At 47.4% G+C, this 16,815-nt stretch carries 13 protein-coding genes; 2 read left to right on the top strand and 11 right to left on the bottom strand.

Going from position 1 to position 16,815, the window contains the following annotated elements:
* Window positions 1-117 precede the first annotated feature (117 nt).
* From P3C17_RS19200 to P3C17_RS19250, 11 genes are all read right to left on the bottom strand, one after another.
* Window positions 118-2,115, bottom strand: a complete 1,998-nt coding sequence (locus P3C17_RS19200) for an LTA synthase family protein (protein ID WP_300930931.1) — start codon at window positions 2,113-2,115, stop codon at window positions 118-120.
* A 190-nt stretch (window positions 2,116-2,305) separates the two neighbouring features.
* On the bottom strand, window positions 2,306-3,031 hold the full coding sequence (locus tag P3C17_RS19205) for a hypothetical protein (protein ID WP_300930932.1): 726 nt from the start codon (window positions 3,029-3,031) through the stop codon (window positions 2,306-2,308).
* Window positions 3,028-3,759 (bottom strand): hypothetical protein, encoded by a 732-nt coding sequence (locus P3C17_RS19210; protein WP_300930933.1) that lies wholly within the window; start codon window positions 3,757-3,759, stop codon window positions 3,028-3,030. The genes P3C17_RS19205 and P3C17_RS19210 overlap by 4 nt, the downstream gene beginning before the upstream one ends.
* A complete protein-coding gene (locus P3C17_RS19215) occupies window positions 3,749-4,141 on the bottom strand; it encodes a cupredoxin domain-containing protein (protein WP_300930934.1) in 393 nt (130 codons plus the stop codon). The genes P3C17_RS19210 and P3C17_RS19215 overlap by 11 nt, the downstream gene beginning before the upstream one ends.
* Entirely contained in the window at window positions 4,138-5,439 is a 1,302-nt protein-coding gene (locus tag P3C17_RS19220; RefSeq protein ID WP_300930935.1) for an ATP-binding protein, read from the bottom strand. The genes P3C17_RS19215 and P3C17_RS19220 overlap by 4 nt, the downstream gene beginning before the upstream one ends.
* A gap of 32 nt (window positions 5,440-5,471) precedes the next feature.
* A complete protein-coding gene (locus P3C17_RS19225; RefSeq protein ID WP_300930936.1) occupies window positions 5,472-6,137 on the bottom strand; it encodes a response regulator in 666 nt (221 codons plus the stop codon).
* A gap of 109 nt (window positions 6,138-6,246) precedes the next feature.
* On the bottom strand, window positions 6,247-6,894 hold the full coding sequence (locus P3C17_RS19230) for a hypothetical protein (protein ID WP_233080560.1): 648 nt from the start codon (window positions 6,892-6,894) through the stop codon (window positions 6,247-6,249).
* A gap of 10 nt (window positions 6,895-6,904) precedes the next feature.
* Complete coding sequence (locus P3C17_RS19235) at window positions 6,905-7,690, bottom strand: SDR family oxidoreductase (protein ID WP_300930937.1); 786 nt, start codon at window positions 7,688-7,690, stop codon at window positions 6,905-6,907.
* A complete protein-coding gene (locus P3C17_RS19240; RefSeq protein WP_300930938.1) occupies window positions 7,687-8,379 on the bottom strand; it encodes an iron-containing redox enzyme family protein in 693 nt (230 codons plus the stop codon). Before P3C17_RS19240 ends, P3C17_RS19235 begins: the two co-directional genes overlap by 4 nt.
* The gene (locus P3C17_RS19245) at window positions 8,354-9,841 is read right to left on the bottom strand and encodes an AMP-binding protein (protein ID WP_300930939.1); all 1,488 of its coding nucleotides are present in this window, start codon (window positions 9,839-9,841) and stop codon (window positions 8,354-8,356) included. The genes P3C17_RS19240 and P3C17_RS19245 overlap by 26 nt, the downstream gene beginning before the upstream one ends.
* Window positions 9,841-10,533 carry a thermostable hemolysin gene (locus P3C17_RS19250; RefSeq protein ID WP_300930940.1) on the bottom strand — a complete coding sequence of 231 codons (693 nt, stop codon included), beginning with the start codon at window positions 10,531-10,533 and terminating at the stop codon, window positions 9,841-9,843. The genes P3C17_RS19245 and P3C17_RS19250 overlap by 1 nt, the downstream gene beginning before the upstream one ends.
* A gap of 560 nt (window positions 10,534-11,093) precedes the next feature.
* Here P3C17_RS19250 and P3C17_RS19255 point away from each other — a divergent pair.
* Both P3C17_RS19255 and P3C17_RS19260 read left to right on the top strand, forming a co-directional pair.
* The gene (locus P3C17_RS19255) at window positions 11,094-13,751 is read left to right on the top strand and encodes a glycoside hydrolase family 16 protein (protein ID WP_300930941.1); all 2,658 of its coding nucleotides are present in this window, start codon (window positions 11,094-11,096) and stop codon (window positions 13,749-13,751) included.
* A gap of 89 nt (window positions 13,752-13,840) precedes the next feature.
* A complete protein-coding gene (locus P3C17_RS19260) occupies window positions 13,841-16,804 on the top strand; it encodes a TonB-dependent receptor (protein ID WP_300930942.1) in 2,964 nt (987 codons plus the stop codon).
* Window positions 16,805-16,815 lie beyond the last annotated feature (11 nt).

A 16,815-nucleotide genomic window follows, 5' to 3' on the forward strand; every position in this document is an offset into this window, starting at 1 on the left:
GCTGTGACTTATGGCGGACTGCCTGCAGCGAGTCCACCCTACACCTATAGCCTTCATCTATAAAAAACGTAGGATGTATTCGACGCGAAGCGGCAATGCATCACTCTACAATCATCTTTATATACAACTCGCCTTACTTGAATTCTTCTGCTCCCGATATAAATACGAAGGCAACTGCACTAAAGCCAAAGCCTGCTTTTTATCTGCAAGCGACACAGCTTGATCGCTTAAATCAAGCTTTTGCTGTTGTGGCTGATAAATCGCAGCGACACTTTTACCATCAGGTTTGAGGATCACTAATTCCTGCTGCTGCGGCTTTTGCTGCATCAAGGCAAAGTAATTTTCAAACTGCAGTAAGGCGCGGCCGGGGCTGGTGTTATCCAGAGCAAAATCACGTCCTGTCATGGTATGGCAGCTGGATATACCCATCATAGATAGTAAGGTGGGCGCTAAATCAATCTGACTGGCGAGGGTTTTCAGCAGTTCTGGCTTTGTATCAGCACCTAAAATCAGCGCCGGAATATGGAACTTTTCGACCGGGATCAGGTTGTCGCCGAACACTCTGTTGTCATGATCGGCCACTATTAAAAACAAGGTATCCTGCCAATAGTCGCTTTGTTTGGCCTTTTCGAAAAACTGCCCCATAGCCCAGTCTGCATATTTCACCGCGTTATTGACGCTAGCTTTTGGCTCTTCATTTAACTGGATACGGCCATCCGGAAACTCAAAAGGCTCATGATTGCTGGAGGTAAAAATCAGACTAAAAAATGGCTTACCCTGCTGATGCAAAGCAGTTAATTGTTGGTGCGCAACAGTAAATAGATCCTCATCACTAACGCCCCAACTGCCGATAAACACAGGGTTTTGCATCTGGCTTTGATCCACAATCTGATCTACTCCATTACCGGTAAAAAAACTGCGCATATTGTCAAAGTGCGCTTCACCACCATACACAAACTGGGTGTGGTAGCCCTGGGCTTTAAGGATTGACGCTAGAGTAGTGAAATGCTGCTGGCTATTGGATAACTTCACTGTGCTTTGTGCAGGTGTTGGCGGGAAACCAGCCACTACAGCTTCAATACCACGCACAGAACGGGTGCCTGTGGCATACAAATTTTCAAACCAGATGCCCTGCTGTTTTAACTTCTCAAGCTCTGGCGTGACGGCCAAACCACCTAACGACTTTACAAAAGTAGCACCCAGACTTTCCTGCAGTACGATTACCAAATTCAGTGGCCTCGCGCGCTTGAACACCGCCTGTTGCCAATGCGCTGTAGGGTAATAGGGATTAGTAAACTGATAGCTTTTCAGCCAAGGCCAGTCCAGACTTTGCTTCAGCATTTGTTCTGTTGGCAATTTGCCATAGATCTCACTGGAGTGCGCTTCATGCTTCAAATTGTAGATGGCATAAAGCACTGAATAGGCTGAACTTAACACTAAAGAATTGACCATAGCGTCGGAGGTAATAGCAAATAATGCCGGATTAGCAGGCCTATGGTCGGTGCTAGAACGAATACCAGCAAAAAGCAGTACCAGCGCCAGACACCAAAGCACAACAGTTTTACCCATAGACCAACTAATCAAACTGCATTTACCAGAGCGAAAAATCCGCCGCATGAACCAGGTTAAAACCAAAGTCGCGACAACACCTAAAACTAAAGGCAAACGAAAGCCAAACCATAAAGTCGATAACACTTCTTTTGGGTACTTCAGGTACTCAACAAAAAGCCGGTTCGGTCGTACATCGTATTGCAAAATAAAAGCAGGTGATGCCAATTCCATAAACACCAGCAGCATCAAAGCACTCAGGCACCACAGATAACTAAACTGAAACCAGAGCTTGCCGAATCCTCGCACTGATGAGAGAGGAATAAGCAGCACAGGCACAACCAAGAGTAAGCAAATCACAATAATATCGGCCCGCAGGCCCTGCACAAACAACTGCATCAGTACATCAGTTTGCACAACTCTGTCGTATTGCCACAACACTAAAGCCAGCCTGCTCAGACTCAACAGCACCAGCCCCAACACAGCAGTGCGGATCAAGTAGCGATAAGGGCCTAAGCAAAAAAAATTGGAAAGTAAAGACGATTTTCCGGCGGTTACAGCAGACATAAACAGGCCTCAGTTTTTAGTTGAGGCCAGCATAAAAGTAGATACTTAAGGGAGGCTTAAGAGGACTCTGGTAAATAATAAGCTCAACGTAGAACTTTTCTCGTCATTCCAACCTCGTATTCTGACCAACACGATTTGAGGCGGTCTGCACGTACCTTGCCCTTATCGCAACAACAAAATGCAGCGACCTCTAAAACTCGTACTCCAACGCAAAACGTAAAGTGCGGTCTACTGTGTCGTTGTCTATGGCGACTATCACCGCCAGCTCCCATTTCAGCTGCTTTTGTTTATCAAACTTATGCACCCCCATTAAGCTTGGGCCTGCGCCTTTGTAGTTTTCACCGGCGTAGAGTTCGATGGCTGGTTGTACTGCAGGTAACCAGCGGTATCGGTATTGAGCGCGGAACTCGCCTTCCCATTCGGCGTCAAGTGTCTGACCCCACTCGTAGACAGCCAAGGCATTTAAGGTCAGGCTGGTTGGGCCGAATTCTTTTTCCATTAAAAGGCCAGTGGTGAATTCGTAGTTATCCTGATTATTTTGCCGCTCCAGTTCAAACAACATCCCCCAATCAGCGCTGTACTGGCCCTGCTCTGTCAGCATCCAGCGCAGCTCAAGCTCGTAGCCTGTTAATTTGTAATCTTCAGGGCTGATGCGATCTGCGATGACGTAAATTTCCAATGCTGCGCGTTCAGTCACAGAAAACCCGTAACCCAGTTTTTGCCCCATGGTATTGTTATCTGGATGATCGGCCTGACGCTGGTAAAAGTAGCGGTACTCAAATTCACGCTCCAGCGGCTGCACATAAGGGTGATACACCTTGTCGACCACTCGCCCATCCGCCAAAGCCGACATGCTGCTGCACAGACAAACCAAGCACAAAGCCTTCATCACCGCTTTTTTGCTGTAAAGCTTCATCTTTTTTTCTCCATCAAGCTGCAACACCAGAACAACAGACCAAAACACAGTAAATACAACAGCAGCTGCGACAGGCTAGGTGTGGCTTCATAACCCATCAGCGCCTGTAAAAAGAAACCTAATTCGGATTGCTCCGACAGTAGCTGTTCGGTTTGCCAAAGCTGTGGCCCTGCGGGGAGCCAATCAGACTGGAGCAATAAGGCTGATGCCATCATCACCTGACGAGCGCCGGATAATGACAACAGCAAAGCAAAACTGCTGATGCGCCACTGTTTCAGCTCACTAAGCAGGTAATACCAAAGCACAGCTATGCTGGCCCCTATACCTACTCCTAAGGCTGACCCTAACACCAAATCGGCCGGTGTGTTTTCTGCCTGTGTTGGCAACCAGATGTATAACAATAAGTTACTGCCACTAATACTAAACAGACAAGCTGCGGCAAGCGCTGAACTCAACAGCGCCCACTGAGCTTTCAGGGCCGACAAACAGAGCAATACAAAACAACTCAGATACAAGAAGCTATATAAAAGCTCCAGCCCAAGACCATCGAGTTGTTCTGAGACCCATACCATTTTCAGGCTGATAAGGCTTAGCATCAGCACTGAGGGCAAGGCAAAATACAAAGCAAAACTACGCCAGACAGTTCTGTGCCACACCAGCAAAGTCGCAAGCAGCAAACAAAGCGGTAACAACTCGCGTAAAAACATCAGCACCGTATTAATAAGCATGATTCGCCCTATGCCGTAGCCATTCATCTTCAGGCAGGGCTATTAACACACCTTGTGCGCTGTCTGGATTGTATTCGCCAAAAAACTGGTACTTGCCAGGCTGCAAAGGCCCAACAAATAAGGTGGCTTTGCCTTTGCCTAAAATCACTTTTTCGCGGTTTAAGCTAAAGCTTTCAAACTCTTCAGGCGACGGGTCCTGATTCAGCACCAGCAGCTTCACTTTTTCACCAGCGGGTACGTACAGCACAGAGGGTTGAAACAGATGATCTTTAATGTGCAGCTCAAATACCTTTTGCTCCGCTACAACAGGCAGAGTCAGCAATAACAATGCTGCAACGGGCAATGCCTTTTTACTGTTTTTTCTTAACTTTTTGTTTTTCAAAGCGGCAGCTCCACTGTCACTTTTAATCCGCTGCTAAAATCAGAGGCTCCAAGGCTGATGTTGCCCTGATGCAAAACCACTATATCCCGTACTATAGCCAAGCCCAAACCTGAACCTATAGTGCCGGATTGATGCCTGTCACCACCCACCCGATAAAAGCGGTCAAACACTCTTTTGTATTCTTCGGGCGCTATACCAGGGCCATTATCCTGCACCACAAGCATGGCTTTATCTTGGTCAGTAGACAGCTCCAGCTGGATAGAACCGCCGACTTGAGTGTATTTACTGGCATTACCCACCAGATTGCTGACTAATAAACGCAACGCAAAAGCGTCCCCTTTCAGTGACAAATGCTCAAGGCCCAACAGTTCAATTTGTTGCTGCTTTTTCTCAATGTGTGGATACCAGTCGGCCACCACCTGGCGGCATAACCCAGCTAAATCCAGCTGTTCAGTGCGGGCCTGAAAATGCTCTGGGTTAGTTCGGTTCAACAGCATAATTTGTTCGATCAAAGCACTCATGCGCTCTACACCAGCCTGCAAGGCCAACATAGAACCTTCAGGGTCGTTAATGCCACAACGCTGCCACTGCTGAGAAGCATTGTGCAAATTCACCTGCAATACGCTTAAAGGGGTACGTAGCTCGTGCGCTACATCAGAGGCAAAACGTTTTTCCCGCTCAAAAGCATCGGCTAAACGGGCAAATAACTGATTGGTGGTTTTTAGCATCTGATCCAGCTCTGCCGGTACCTGGTCCAACTCTACCGGGCTTAAATCATTGGCTTTTTTAGACGACAACTGGGCAGAAAAACGTTTGATAGGCGACAAAGCTTTACTCACCACCAACCATATCAATAAGGCCTGCAGCGGCAAACTCAGCACAACCGGATAAATAGAGGCTGTGATCACTTCATCCGCCAGTTGCTGGCGCTGTGTCAAGGGTTGTGCCACTATCACAGTCAACAGATCGGTAGGCGTCTGACGAAACACCCGCCATCTTTTACCGGCAAAATTATGCTCACTAAAACCTTCAGCGTCCGACATCGACGTTTCAGGTGCCAAAGCACTACGATACACCAACTTACCTTTTTGCCAGACTTGCAGCGCCAGCCCCAGCTGTTGCTGTGAACCGGCCTGATATTGCTGCGACAAACTGGACGCCAGGATCTGTAAGTCCTGATCAAATAAAGCTTCGGCCCTGCTGGCGCTTTGTTTATAGCTTTGCAAAGCTGCAACAAAGCTAATCAGCGTAAAAAGCGCGATCAGCACTGTGACTAAGTAGCGGCGCAAGGATCTCATAGCAGACTCATGGCTGGTTCATATAGTTAGGCTCATGCCGGGTTCACACTCACGCTATACCCCACGCCTCGCAGGGTTTTAATAAAATCTTTCGGCAGCTTTTTACGCAAATTGGAGATATGCACTTCCAGCGCATTGCTGGCCACTTCTTCACCCCAGGCGTACAAACTGGCTTCAAGCTGCTCGCGGGTTTTTATCCGTCCAGCCGACTCCATCAATTCTTTTAGCAGCATATATTCGCGGCGTGACAAGCCAACAGATTCACCTTCGACTCGGACTAAATGCGCGCTGGTATCCAATTCTACTTGTTGTAGTTTAATTAAATGCGTAGCTGCGGTGCCAAGCCGCCGCTCTATCACCCGCAAACGCGCGAACAGTTCAGGCATAGCAAAAGGTTTAACCAGATAATCGTCAGCGCCTAAATCCAGACCACGGATCCTGTCATCCACCCCATCGCGGGCAGTCAGCACCAGCACAGGTAAATGACCTTCTCTTTGACGGCTTTGTTTGAGTATATCCAGACCATCCATATCAGGCAGACCTAAATCGAGGATCACAGCATCGCAGTCTTTGGCTTTGATGCTGCTTAACGCATGTTGACCCAAACTTACGTGATTTACCACAAAACCCTGACTGGACAATGCCAGCACCAAGCCTTTGGCTAAATCTAGGTCGTCTTCGACCAGCAATAGTCTCATACATGCCCCTGTATTCGAACCTGAATATGAACTGGGATAACCCCTAAACAGCATCTGATTGAAATTTGATACGGGCGGGGGCAAGCCACGCTCCTACACGTTTTATTGATTAACGTTTTAGCTTTTTCGCTACTTTGGCTTCCAGTGCAGCGATGTCCTGCAACCTGCCCTGATCGGCTGTTGGGCGGTCAGGACGAGGTGCAGCCTGTTTTGCCTTTTCAATGTAACTCATGGCTGCTTTATAGTCGCGCTCTTCAGTTAAAAATTCAGCATAAAAATAATTGGGATCAATACCTTGAGGGTTAATCGTCAGGGCTTTTTCCAGCATCTTTTTGGCATTTTTATCGCTACCAAAGCCAATAGGCCAGCCTGGAACTTTGTAGTACAGCACACCTAAACTGGTGTACGCCGAACCTTGTAAGGCCTGGCTGTCGATTTTAAGTGCAGCCTCAAGATCAGCTTTAGATTCTTCTGCCAGTGACATAGCGCCTAAACCACCTTTTACCCCGGCATAACTAGATTTAATAATGCCACGCCAAATCAAGGCTTCGGCTTTGTCCGGATTGGCCGCAACCACTGCATTGGCTTGGTTGACCAGCTCTGGAAAGGCTTTTTCTTTTTGGTCTTCACTCATAGCGTAATTCACTTCAGCCCAGCGATCCTGCAAAGGTTTAATATCCTGCAGTACATCGGCCTGTGCTACTTGAACTAAAAACAAAGCTGGAATTAAAACTAATTTATTCAATACGTTATTCATATCTAYCTCGTTAGTGATTTTTGCCCACTGCAAATAATTCAATCAGTGTTAATTTACTTTTTAACCCCATATCCACCAGTGTCGGGAACACGGCGTTCAGGCGAACAAAAATCCGTTCAGGCCAACCAAGAAAACGGCGTAGCTCGTTCGACTTCAGCTGCTTAACAAGCTGTCCTGCCACCCAGTTCGGGCTATCCATGCTGTTGCCAAGCTGTTGATTTAACTGCACTACATCGCTGGAATTAATACTAGTTTCTGTCGCTCGTGGTGCAAAATACTTCACCTGCATACCGCTATCGGCCAGTTCACGCTGCAAGGCTTCGGTAAAACCACGCAAACCAAACTTGCTGGCGCAGTACCCAGTAAAGCCTGGGTGACCAATACTGCCAAAGGCAGAACCAACGTTAAGAATTTGGCCTTGGCGCTTCCGCAACATAGGCAGAAAAATCTGGCACAGTTGCATAGGCACCAGCAGGTTAATGCTAACCAGCTCACTAAACTGCTGTTGCTGACACAAGCCAAATTGACTAATACCAGCGTTGTTAATCAGCACATCAATGCCCCCCTGCTGCTGACAAAAATGCAGCAAACCTTGTTGCTCTGCTGTATTAGTTAAATCACAGGAGTAGATCAAAGTTTCAGCCGCCAACTGGTTTTGCAGCGCACGAAGTTTTTCAACAGAGCGACCGGTTAAAATCAACCGTGCGCCCTCGCCGCTCAACTGCCTGGCGACTTCAGCACCAATGCCACCTGTCGCCCCTGTCAGCAGCACAGTTTCGCCTGCTAACCCGCTCATGCTATTGCCTCATCTACTAACACTTTTTTAGTCAGGCCATGAGGTTTTTCCAGGCTACGGAATACGTCGCCGTATAAGTGAAAAAAGCGTTTGGCGCTATGGATAATCAGCGCCTGATCGGCAGGCTCTGTGATCTTATCCATCAGGCTTTCAAAGAACTTGATATGGTCCTGATCCAAAGCACCATGGGAGTTCAGGTAACTAAAAGCTTTACGTGGTAACTGCAAAGTACCGGCTATTTTACTGGCCGCCTGCTCGGCTAACGCGATGGAGGTCCCCTCAAGCACCAGCACCATGCCAAAAAAGCATAAAGGATTAACACGGCGTACCGAATCATAGGCATAAGACACCATCAGCTCTGTGGCAAAAGCCGGAGTGCTGGCCCGAGCCTGCTCTTTGTCATAACCACAAGCTGCTATGTCGTTTAATACCCACTCCTGATGGCCTAACTCTTCTTCAATATATTCAGCTACAGCTTCACGTAACCATTCTTTGGATTCTGGTAACAAGGCACCCACCGACATCAACAGCGGTATTGTGTGTTTGACGTGATGATAGGCCTGAGTTAAAAAAGCCACATAATGGTCAAGCGTAAAATCCCCGGCGAAAGTACGGCGGATCATGGGAGCATCCAGTAAATAAGCACGCTCTGCTTCAGTTGCATTAACCAGCGTCTGATAAAAACTCATAGGATTCTCCTGTTAGATCATTAGAAACAAATAAATTATTGATTTCGCCTTGGTATTTTTTAACTACTTCCGCTCGGCGTGGCCGACCATTGGCCGTTAAAGTGCCATCGACCACAGACAAAGGTTGAGTTAACAGCTGATAGGATTTGATTTGGGCATAATCCGGTAACTGCTGGTTGACCTGAGCCAGATAAGCAGGCAACTGCGCTGTCGCTTTGGCATCAGCCAGATACAACAAGGCAGCACAATAAGGCCGGGCATCACCCACCAGCACGGCCTGGCGGATTAAACCGCTTTGAGTCAATAACGCTTCTGGCCATTCAGGGGAGATATTGCGTCCCAGGCTTGAGATCAGTAAGTTTTTGCGACGGCCCAGAATACGTAAGCGGCCTTGTGTATCCAGCTCACCCAAATCGCCGGTAAAGACTTTGTCGCTTAGCGACGCCGCATCGCCCAAATAGCCCAGAAATGGCTGTTTCACTACTATTTCGCCATCGATAATTTCAATATCACGATGTGCTAACGGCATACCCACTAATTCCAGTTCTGCAGCCGTACTTTGACGTGCATCCACACTGGATAAAGCCACCACAGAAGCACATTCGCTCAGGCCATAACCCTGATACACAGGTAAGCCAAGACGTGCAGCCTGTTGCAATAAAGCGGCGGATACATGGGCACCACCTACGGCAATAAACTCCAGTGATTCTGGTGCTTGCCAGCCTTGAGCGCACGCCATTACCAGTAGTTGCAGCAGCTCAGGCACTAAAATTAAGCTTTTTGGTGCTGTACTGCTGATAAGCGCCAGTAAAGCCTGTGGATTGCTAAGCTGACTGCCGCTAAAACCACGTAATGAATCCGGAGCTACCAGCACTTCGCCACCTGCTAATAAAGGTGCATAAATACCGGCGATATTTTCCAGCAAGGTGCTTAAAGGTAATAAACACAGATGCTTAGGCGCGTCTTGGTTGATGCGCTCCAGCAGACTGTGCGCCACATCAAACTGACTTTGCGCTGATAAACAGACACCTTTTGGCTGTCCCGTGGAACCCGAGGTAAAAGTAATTTTCTGACAAGTAGCAGGAATAGCAGCGCCAGAGCTTTGTAACTCGCGCCGATACAGCAATAAATCGCCTACTTGTTCTAACAAGGTAAATTCTGCGTTTTTTTGTTCTTGGTCTGAAATATAGAAATCAGGCTCAAGTTGACTCATGACATGGGCAAACTGACTTTCAGATAAATAAGTGGGCAGCGGCACAAGCAGTAAATCCGCATCCAGGCAAGCTAAATCCAACAAGGCCCACTGCGCTGAACTATTCGCCGCCAACGCAATACGCTGTGCGCCGTAGCCCAGCAATAATTCTTGCCATACCCTCATTTGTTTTTTGATTTGAGCTTGTGAGTAAGCCAAACCTGTCGCTAAGTCGCGCAGTACCGCCGTTGTTGGTAATTCAATACCCATCAGCAGTCTCCTTGTGGTAAACGAGCCACTAACTGATGCAACTGCGGCCAGTGTTGATGGGCTAAAGCTGTTAATTTTTCATCACTGTGAATAAAGCGGGTCACGGCAGCTAAATCCATCACACAAACTTTGGGATTGGTGTCGTAGTAGCTGCCCCAACTGGCAGCATCTTCACCTAAAGCTTCAGCTTTTGCTTCGCCAAGTTCCGTCAGCTCAATGCCATGGCGGCTTAAAATACCGCGAACCTGGGTAGTGGCGGCACATAACAAATAACGGTAATTCAGTTGGTCCAGCGCATAAGCCATCAATACAAACAGCTGTAATAAGCTTTGTTTGTTGATGGCATATAAATGGCCAATTTCAATCAGTTGAGTACGTTCGGTCTGCATGCCATAAGTAGCAAGTAACTGCTCTACAGAAGCTGGTAAGTAGTGCTCGATAAATAAATCTGTATGAGCCGCACTGCGAAGTCCAAGCACGGCCTGCCATTCACCAGCTCTGTTTACGCCTAACAAATTTGGCATAAAACTATGCACATCGGCCTGATAGGCTTTGGCAAAACCTGATGCAATAAACTGCTCAACAGAAGGACGCTGCACATCTGATGCTTTCACCAACTGCAACAGCGGTTTGACATCCGGCACAGGCAAACTCACAGCGACTGACTGACCGAACTGATAAGAAGACAACATAAGCACACTCCCGCATATCGATTTAGCAGGCAGTGTGCGGGACTAAACTTAAAGAAAACTTAAGCTTTGTTAAGATCTAAACGAATTAATGATTATTTTTCCGCTGTTTTTACAATAGAATTTTTTCTGACCACCATGTATGCCCCCAAAAATCGTGCAGTACCTTAATTAATACAGAAAAAACACACAAAAATGTCGCACAACAGGTATCCTCATGAATCTATTTATAATTTATTGAACACCACCCTCTGCCTCACTCAGAATATAGTGCGCCAAAAACAGGGTTATCCCCAGTTCAATTTTATTAAAAACTTAATCATTTAAGTTCATATCCACCCAGCTGAAACGCTCAAACTTTAATCACGCCGCATTTTATAAAATAAAAACCCATTACTTAACAATAACTTAAAGACAATAAGTGAAATTTATTAACCTGATGGTTGATATTTATTCACTCTCCTAATACGCTCTTGAAAGCGCTTTCAGGTAGCGCTTTCATAACCATAAATGATCAGCTGCACTGATCAAAAAACAAACTTCCAATTGACAGGGCATTACACATGAGAAAGATAGCGACAAGCATCGCCATACTCTGCGCGGGCGTCACACTGACCAGCCTGCACGGATGTGGCGGTGGAGCAGAAACAAAATCAGATTTTGGCAAGGTTGATCCAATTCAGCCTGTCAGTGACTGGGTCATGGTGTGGAACGACGAATTTAGTAGTTCCGGCATAGACGCCACAAAGTGGAGTCATGAGGTGAATTGTACCGGCGGTGGCAATAACGAGAAACAATGTTACACCGACAGCGCCGACAACTCATTTATTGCAAATGGCATGCTGAACATAGTGGCTTTGCCTGCCGAAGCCAACGCTGAAAAGCCTTATACTTCAGCCCGTCTTGTCAGCAGAAACAAAGCAGATTTCAAGTATGGCCGTTTTGAAATGCGAGCCAAATTACCTTCAGGTCAAGGCAGCTGGCCAGCATTCTGGATGATGCCAACAGACTCAGTCTATGGCGGCTGGCCCAAGTCTGGTGAAATCGACATTATGGAAGCAGTGAACCTGAAAGTAACCAACGCTGAAGGGGTAACAGAATCTAATGTTCACGGCACATTGCACTATGGCAAAGAATGGCCAAATAACTCCAACTCAGGCAAAGCCTATGCATTGCCTGGCGGCGCAAACCCGGCTGACGATTTTCATGTTTATGCCTTGGAATGGCAAGAAGGAGAAATCCGTTGGTACGTAGATGGCTACCTTTATGCTACGCAGCGTCAATCCGATGTACGCTATAACGCTAAAGGTGAAGCTGTTGGCCTGAGACATCGCGGCTGGTTTAGCGAATACTTTGATCAGAGCAGTGGCGAATTAGAAACTCACTGGGACAAGACACCTTTTGATCAGAAGTTTTATATGATCATGAACCTGGCTGTAGGTGGCAATTGGCCAGAGAACGTCAACAATGGTGGTATAGACGCTACAGCTTTTGAAAATGGTCAAAGCTTTCTGATTGACTATGTGCGGGTCTATGAATGTGCATCCAATCCTGCGACAGGTAAAGGCTGCGAAACCATTCGCCCAGGTTACGATGATCTTAGTGATGGTTTAGTCGAAGGCAAAGCCCCTATCCCATCACCGCCTTCTTCGGGTATTCCACAGAATCTGACTATTTTCGACGGCACTCCAAATCCAAACTGGCCAGCCTGGGATTGTTGTGGTGGCAGCACTCCGGCCTTGACTGCAGACGCACAGCGAGGTGATGTGTACGAGTTCAGCGTAGGTGCAACTCCAACAGTCAATGGCTTTGTCAGCCGCGAGGCTTTTATTACCGATCCTGAAGGAAAACCAACTCCTTTTGATGCTTCCCCTATTATTGCTTCCGGCAGTATCAGCTTTGATATGCAGGTGGTTTCAGCACCAGCTAACGTAGCTTCTGTCTGGAAATTTAAAGTAGAAAGTTCGGAAGGATCGACTGCTGTTGAAATAGATTTAACTCAGGGTTCAGCTGGTGTAGCCCCGGTGACAGGGCAATGGCAAAGTTACAGTTTTCCATTACAGGCTCTGGCCGATGCCGGACTTGATGTGGCGGCTATTGATGTCCTGATGATTTTCCCTGCCTGGGATACAGGACAAGGTGCAGTGTACCGTATCGACAACGTTAAAATAGCTCAGCCTAATCAAAGCCTGCCCAAGTTGGTGTTGTTTGAAGATGGAGTTAACCCGGACTGGCCTATGTGGGATTGCTGTGCGGGCTCGACACCAACCGAAGAAATGGACGATGCAACCCATGGTATGGTGGCTCAGTTCAGCATAGGTGCCACCCCAACCGTCATGGGATTTATTACTCGTGCTGCCAATGGAGGCGCTGATACCCCTTTTGATGCAACAGCCCTGATCGATGGCGGTTTAATTCAGTTTGAAATGAAAGTGGTCAGTGCCCCATCCAGCCCGGATGCAAGCTGGAAGTTTAAAGTAGAATCGAACAATAGCGCTGAAGCTGTAGAACTGGATTTGAGCGCCAGCGTTGAAGCTCAATCTCCGGTCACAGGGCAGTGGCAAACTTACAGCTATAAGTTGTCGGACTTGGCAGCTGCAGGACTGGATCTGAGCGCCATTGATGTACTGATGATTTTCCCTGCCTGGGGCACTGGCGAGGGAGCTGTCTATCGTGTTGATAACGCTAAAATATTTCATCCTGATGGCGATGCACCAACAGCCAATGGCCTAACTCTTTTTGCCGATGCAGCTGCAGAACAATGGTCCATTTGGGATTGCTGCGGTGGTACTACCCCAACAGTAGAAGTAGATGACGCCAGCCACGGTAACACAGCTCAGTTTGTCATAGGTGCTGCCCCAACAGTGATGGGCCTGCTGGCGGATGATGATGTGTATTACGACGCATCAGCCCTGCTGGCCACTGGTGTTGTGCGTTTTGAAATGAAAGTCGTCAGCCCACCAAACAATGCTGCTGCAGCCTGGCTATTCAAGATTGAAGCCGGTGATGCTTCCTCCGCAGTAGAACTGGATCTGTCAGCCAGTCAGGAAGGAGCAGTTCCTGTGCCAGGCCAATGGCAAACATACACTTTCCCGCTGCAAAGCTTATTTGATCAAGGCCTTGATGTCAGTGCTATCGATGTGTTGATGGTTTTTCCTGCCTGGGGATCGGGCGAAGGCGCGGTGTATCGGTTGGATAACGTGGTGATTACCAACCCGTAACACAGCAAAGCGCCAATGCAAACAGCGAACAGCAGGAGACCTGGCAGGTTCCCTGTTGAAACAACAGTATTTGAATGAGTAGGTTCAACATGAAAAGGTTAAACTCAAATAAAAGTCATCTTGCGGTCTGTATTTCTGTCATTTTATCCGCCGGATCTTTACCCCAGGCGATAGCCCAGCAAAATGATGAAAAAGCAGAAGAAAAAGTAGAAGAAAAAGTAGAAGTGATCCAGGTAAAAGGTATACGCGGCAGCCTGATCCGCTCCATGGATATGAAACGTGAAGCCAACGGCGTTGTGGACGCTATTTCAGCCGAAGAAATGGGTAAGTTTCCTGATACTAACCTGGCAGAATCTTTGCAACGTATCACAGGCGTATCCGTCAGTCGTGCTAACGGTGAAGGCAGCCAAATTACGGTGCGTGGTTTTGGCCCGGAATTTAATCTGATCACCTTAAACGGCCGTCAGATGCCTGGCACAGGCTATACCCGTTCTTACAATCTGGAAAATTTGTCGTCTGAAGGAGTCAGTGCTTTAGAGCTCTATAAAACCTCCAGGGCAGATCTACCAAGCGGTGGTTTAGGGGCAATAGTAAATATTGCCACGACCAGACCTTTGACTCAGCCTGGCCAGCGTTACTCTGTATCAGCCAAAGCCATACACGACAGCTCCAATGTCGAAGGCGATGATGTAACACCAGAATTAGCAGCAGTGTACAGCAATACCTTTGCTGAAGACCGTCTTGGTGTAGCCTTCTCCTTTTCACATCAGGAACGTGATTTTCAGAAGCAACAAGCCAATATTCAGGGCTGGCAGGCCAACGTTGCGCTGCCCACTCTGGATGCCAGTAAAGTGGTAGACGCTCGAGCTGAAGATGCCGATGGGAATAAAATTGGTAATTACTTTTTCCCCAAAGATATGAACTACGGTATTGAAAATGTGCAGCGTGAACGCAGCAATGGCCAGTTTACGCTGCAATACGAACCCGTGGATGATTTTGTTGCCACTCTCGATTACACAGCTTCACGTGCTTTAACAGGCACAAACGCTATTGGCTGGGGGATCTGGAACGAATTTGGCGGCAATATCAATGCCTACGAGCTGGATGAAAATGGTACTGCGCTCTATGCCGATATTGGCGGTAATGACGGATCCTTTACTGCAGACAGAAATACCACTGAAGTTAAAGCTCAGTCTGTTGGTTTGAATCTGGACTGGAAACTCAACGATGACTGGCATTTTTCGCTGGATTATCACGACTCTAACAACAAAACAGACAATGGTGCAGACAAAGGTTTGGGCAGTGCTGGCCAAGTGATCTTAGGCTCGGACCAATTGCTGTCAAAAATTTATGATTATCGTACTGGTGATATTCCGCAAGCGATGATCTTATGGCGCAACGGTACCAACGAATTAACAGCAGCAGAAATAGACTCCAACTTCAGCCAGTTTACCCACTCACCGGGTGAATCGGAGATCCAACAACTGCAGTTAGACGGTACCTGGTTTAATTCCAGCTTTAAGATCCCATTGAGTCATATTAAGTTCGGCGCGGCAATGACCGAACAAACCATGAGTGGCTATTCGGCCTGGAGTGGTTTGCGTGGTGGTGCAGGTTTTAATCCGGCTTATCCACAAATTTTCCCGGACAGTATGTTTACCCGCCACTCTACAGCGAACTTTTTAGATCAGTTCAGCAGTGGCGGCAGCGCATTACAGCCACACTACTACTACAGCTACGATTTTGATGAGGCCGTAGCCAGGCAACAAGCTTTCCTGACCGAAGCCGTGATGGGTGGCGATGTCTATGTGCCAGATGCCTATTTTGACGGTATAGACAGCACAAGCCATGTCGCTGAAGAAACCAAGAGCGCCTACGTGCAATCGCAGTGGGAGTTCGATGTGGCTAGTTATGCTGTGCAGCTAAACGCCGGGCTACGTTACGAAGAAACTGAAGTACCTAACATAGTTCGTCAAACTGTGCCTTTACAGGTAAATTGGGAAAGTCCTTCCGAGTGGATCACACAATACCAACAAGATGGTGCTGAACAAACTCTCGATTTCACCGGGAAATACGATTTACTTTTGCCTATGTTTGACTTAAAAGTCGACTTGGCCGAAGACTGGGTTGGCCGTTTATCCTGGGGTAAAACCATTACCCGTGCACCTTTAGGTTTATTGGTCGGAGGCCGTAGTTTAAGTGGTAGCCCAAAACCTGGCTCACGCACAGGGGCTCTGGGGAATACGGGCTTACTGCCCTATGAATCCACTAACCTCGATCTGTCTTTAGAGTACTACTATGGTGAGGCCAGTTACGCCTCTATAGGTTACTTCAAAAAAGACGTGGATAATTTTATTCAAAATACCATTACTGAAACGACCATTGAGGGTTTGCACGATATTCTGAACGGCCCTCGCTACCTTGAAGCCGTTGCAGATATTGAAGCCAGAGGAGAACAAGCCACAAGCACAGCCATATTTGAGCAAATGCTGGCCAATGGTCACGGCAATGCTGAGGGTAAAATAGAACCCAATGCACAGGATCCATTAATTGTCTGGAATATCAGCCAACCAAAAAATACCGACAGTAAATCAGTGGATGGTGTTGAACTGGCAGTACAGCATTTGTTTGGCGGATCTGGTTTTGGTGTAGGTGTTAACGCCACTTTTGTGCAGGGTGATGTAGAGTTTGATACTCAAAGTCTGACTCAACAGGCACCATTGGTAGGTATCAGTGATTCAGCCAACTTCCAGATGTTTTATGAAAAAGAAGACTGGTCAGTCAAAGTCACGTACGCTTGGCGAGACTCCTACCTGATTGGCGTAGGACAGTCACAGGGCTCCTCCGATGCACCACCTCAGTATGCTAAAGCTTATGCTCAGTGGGACATCAACCTGAATTATGCCATCACAGATCAACTAAAAGTTTTTCTGGAAGGCATAAACCTGAACAACGAAACTGAAGAGGGTTACGGCCGCTACGAAGAACAGTTCCTGTTCGCCCGTCAATACGGCCCACGTTATACCTTGGGTATGAGATATAGCTTTAACTAACAGAGTTAGTC

Source organism: Rheinheimera sp. 1928-s (assembly GCF_029269265.1).
Lineage (GTDB): Bacteria > Pseudomonadota > Gammaproteobacteria > Enterobacterales > Alteromonadaceae > Pararheinheimera.

Bases quoted from the DNA above. Each gene is read 5' to 3' on its own strand.
- P3C17_RS19235 (WP_300930937.1), bottom strand. From the start codon at position 7,690: ATGAGCGGGTTAGCAGGCGAAACTGTGCTGCTGACAGGGGCGACAGGT.
- P3C17_RS19200 (WP_300930931.1), bottom strand. From the start codon at position 2,115: ATGTCTGCTGTAACCGCCGGAAAATCGTCTTTACTTTCCAATTTTTTT.
- P3C17_RS19205 (WP_300930932.1), bottom strand. From the start codon at position 3,031: ATGAAGCTTTACAGCAAAAAAGCGGTGATGAAGGCTTTGTGCTTGGTT.
- P3C17_RS19225 (WP_300930936.1), bottom strand. From the start codon at position 6,137: ATGAGACTATTGCTGGTCGAAGACGACCTAGATTTAGCCAAAGGCTTG.
- P3C17_RS19255 (WP_300930941.1), top strand. From the start codon at position 11,094: ATGAGAAAGATAGCGACAAGCATCGCCATACTCTGCGCGGGCGTCACA.
- P3C17_RS19250 (WP_300930940.1), bottom strand. From the start codon at position 10,533: ATGTTGTCTTCTTATCAGTTCGGTCAGTCAGTCGCTGTGAGTTTGCCT.
- P3C17_RS19210 (WP_300930933.1), bottom strand. From the start codon at position 3,759: ATGCTTATTAATACGGTGCTGATGTTTTTACGCGAGTTGTTACCGCTT.
- P3C17_RS19220 (WP_300930935.1), bottom strand. From the start codon at position 5,439: ATGAGATCCTTGCGCCGCTACTTAGTCACAGTGCTGATCGCGCTTTTT.
- P3C17_RS19230 (WP_233080560.1), bottom strand. From the start codon at position 6,894: ATGAATAACGTATTGAATAAATTAGTTTTAATTCCAGCTTTGTTTTTA.
- P3C17_RS19260 (WP_300930942.1), top strand. From the start codon at position 13,841: ATGAAAAGGTTAAACTCAAATAAAAGTCATCTTGCGGTCTGTATTTCT.
- P3C17_RS19245 (WP_300930939.1), bottom strand. From the start codon at position 9,841: ATGGGTATTGAATTACCAACAACGGCGGTACTGCGCGACTTAGCGACA.
- P3C17_RS19240 (WP_300930938.1), bottom strand. From the start codon at position 8,379: ATGAGTTTTTATCAGACGCTGGTTAATGCAACTGAAGCAGAGCGTGCT.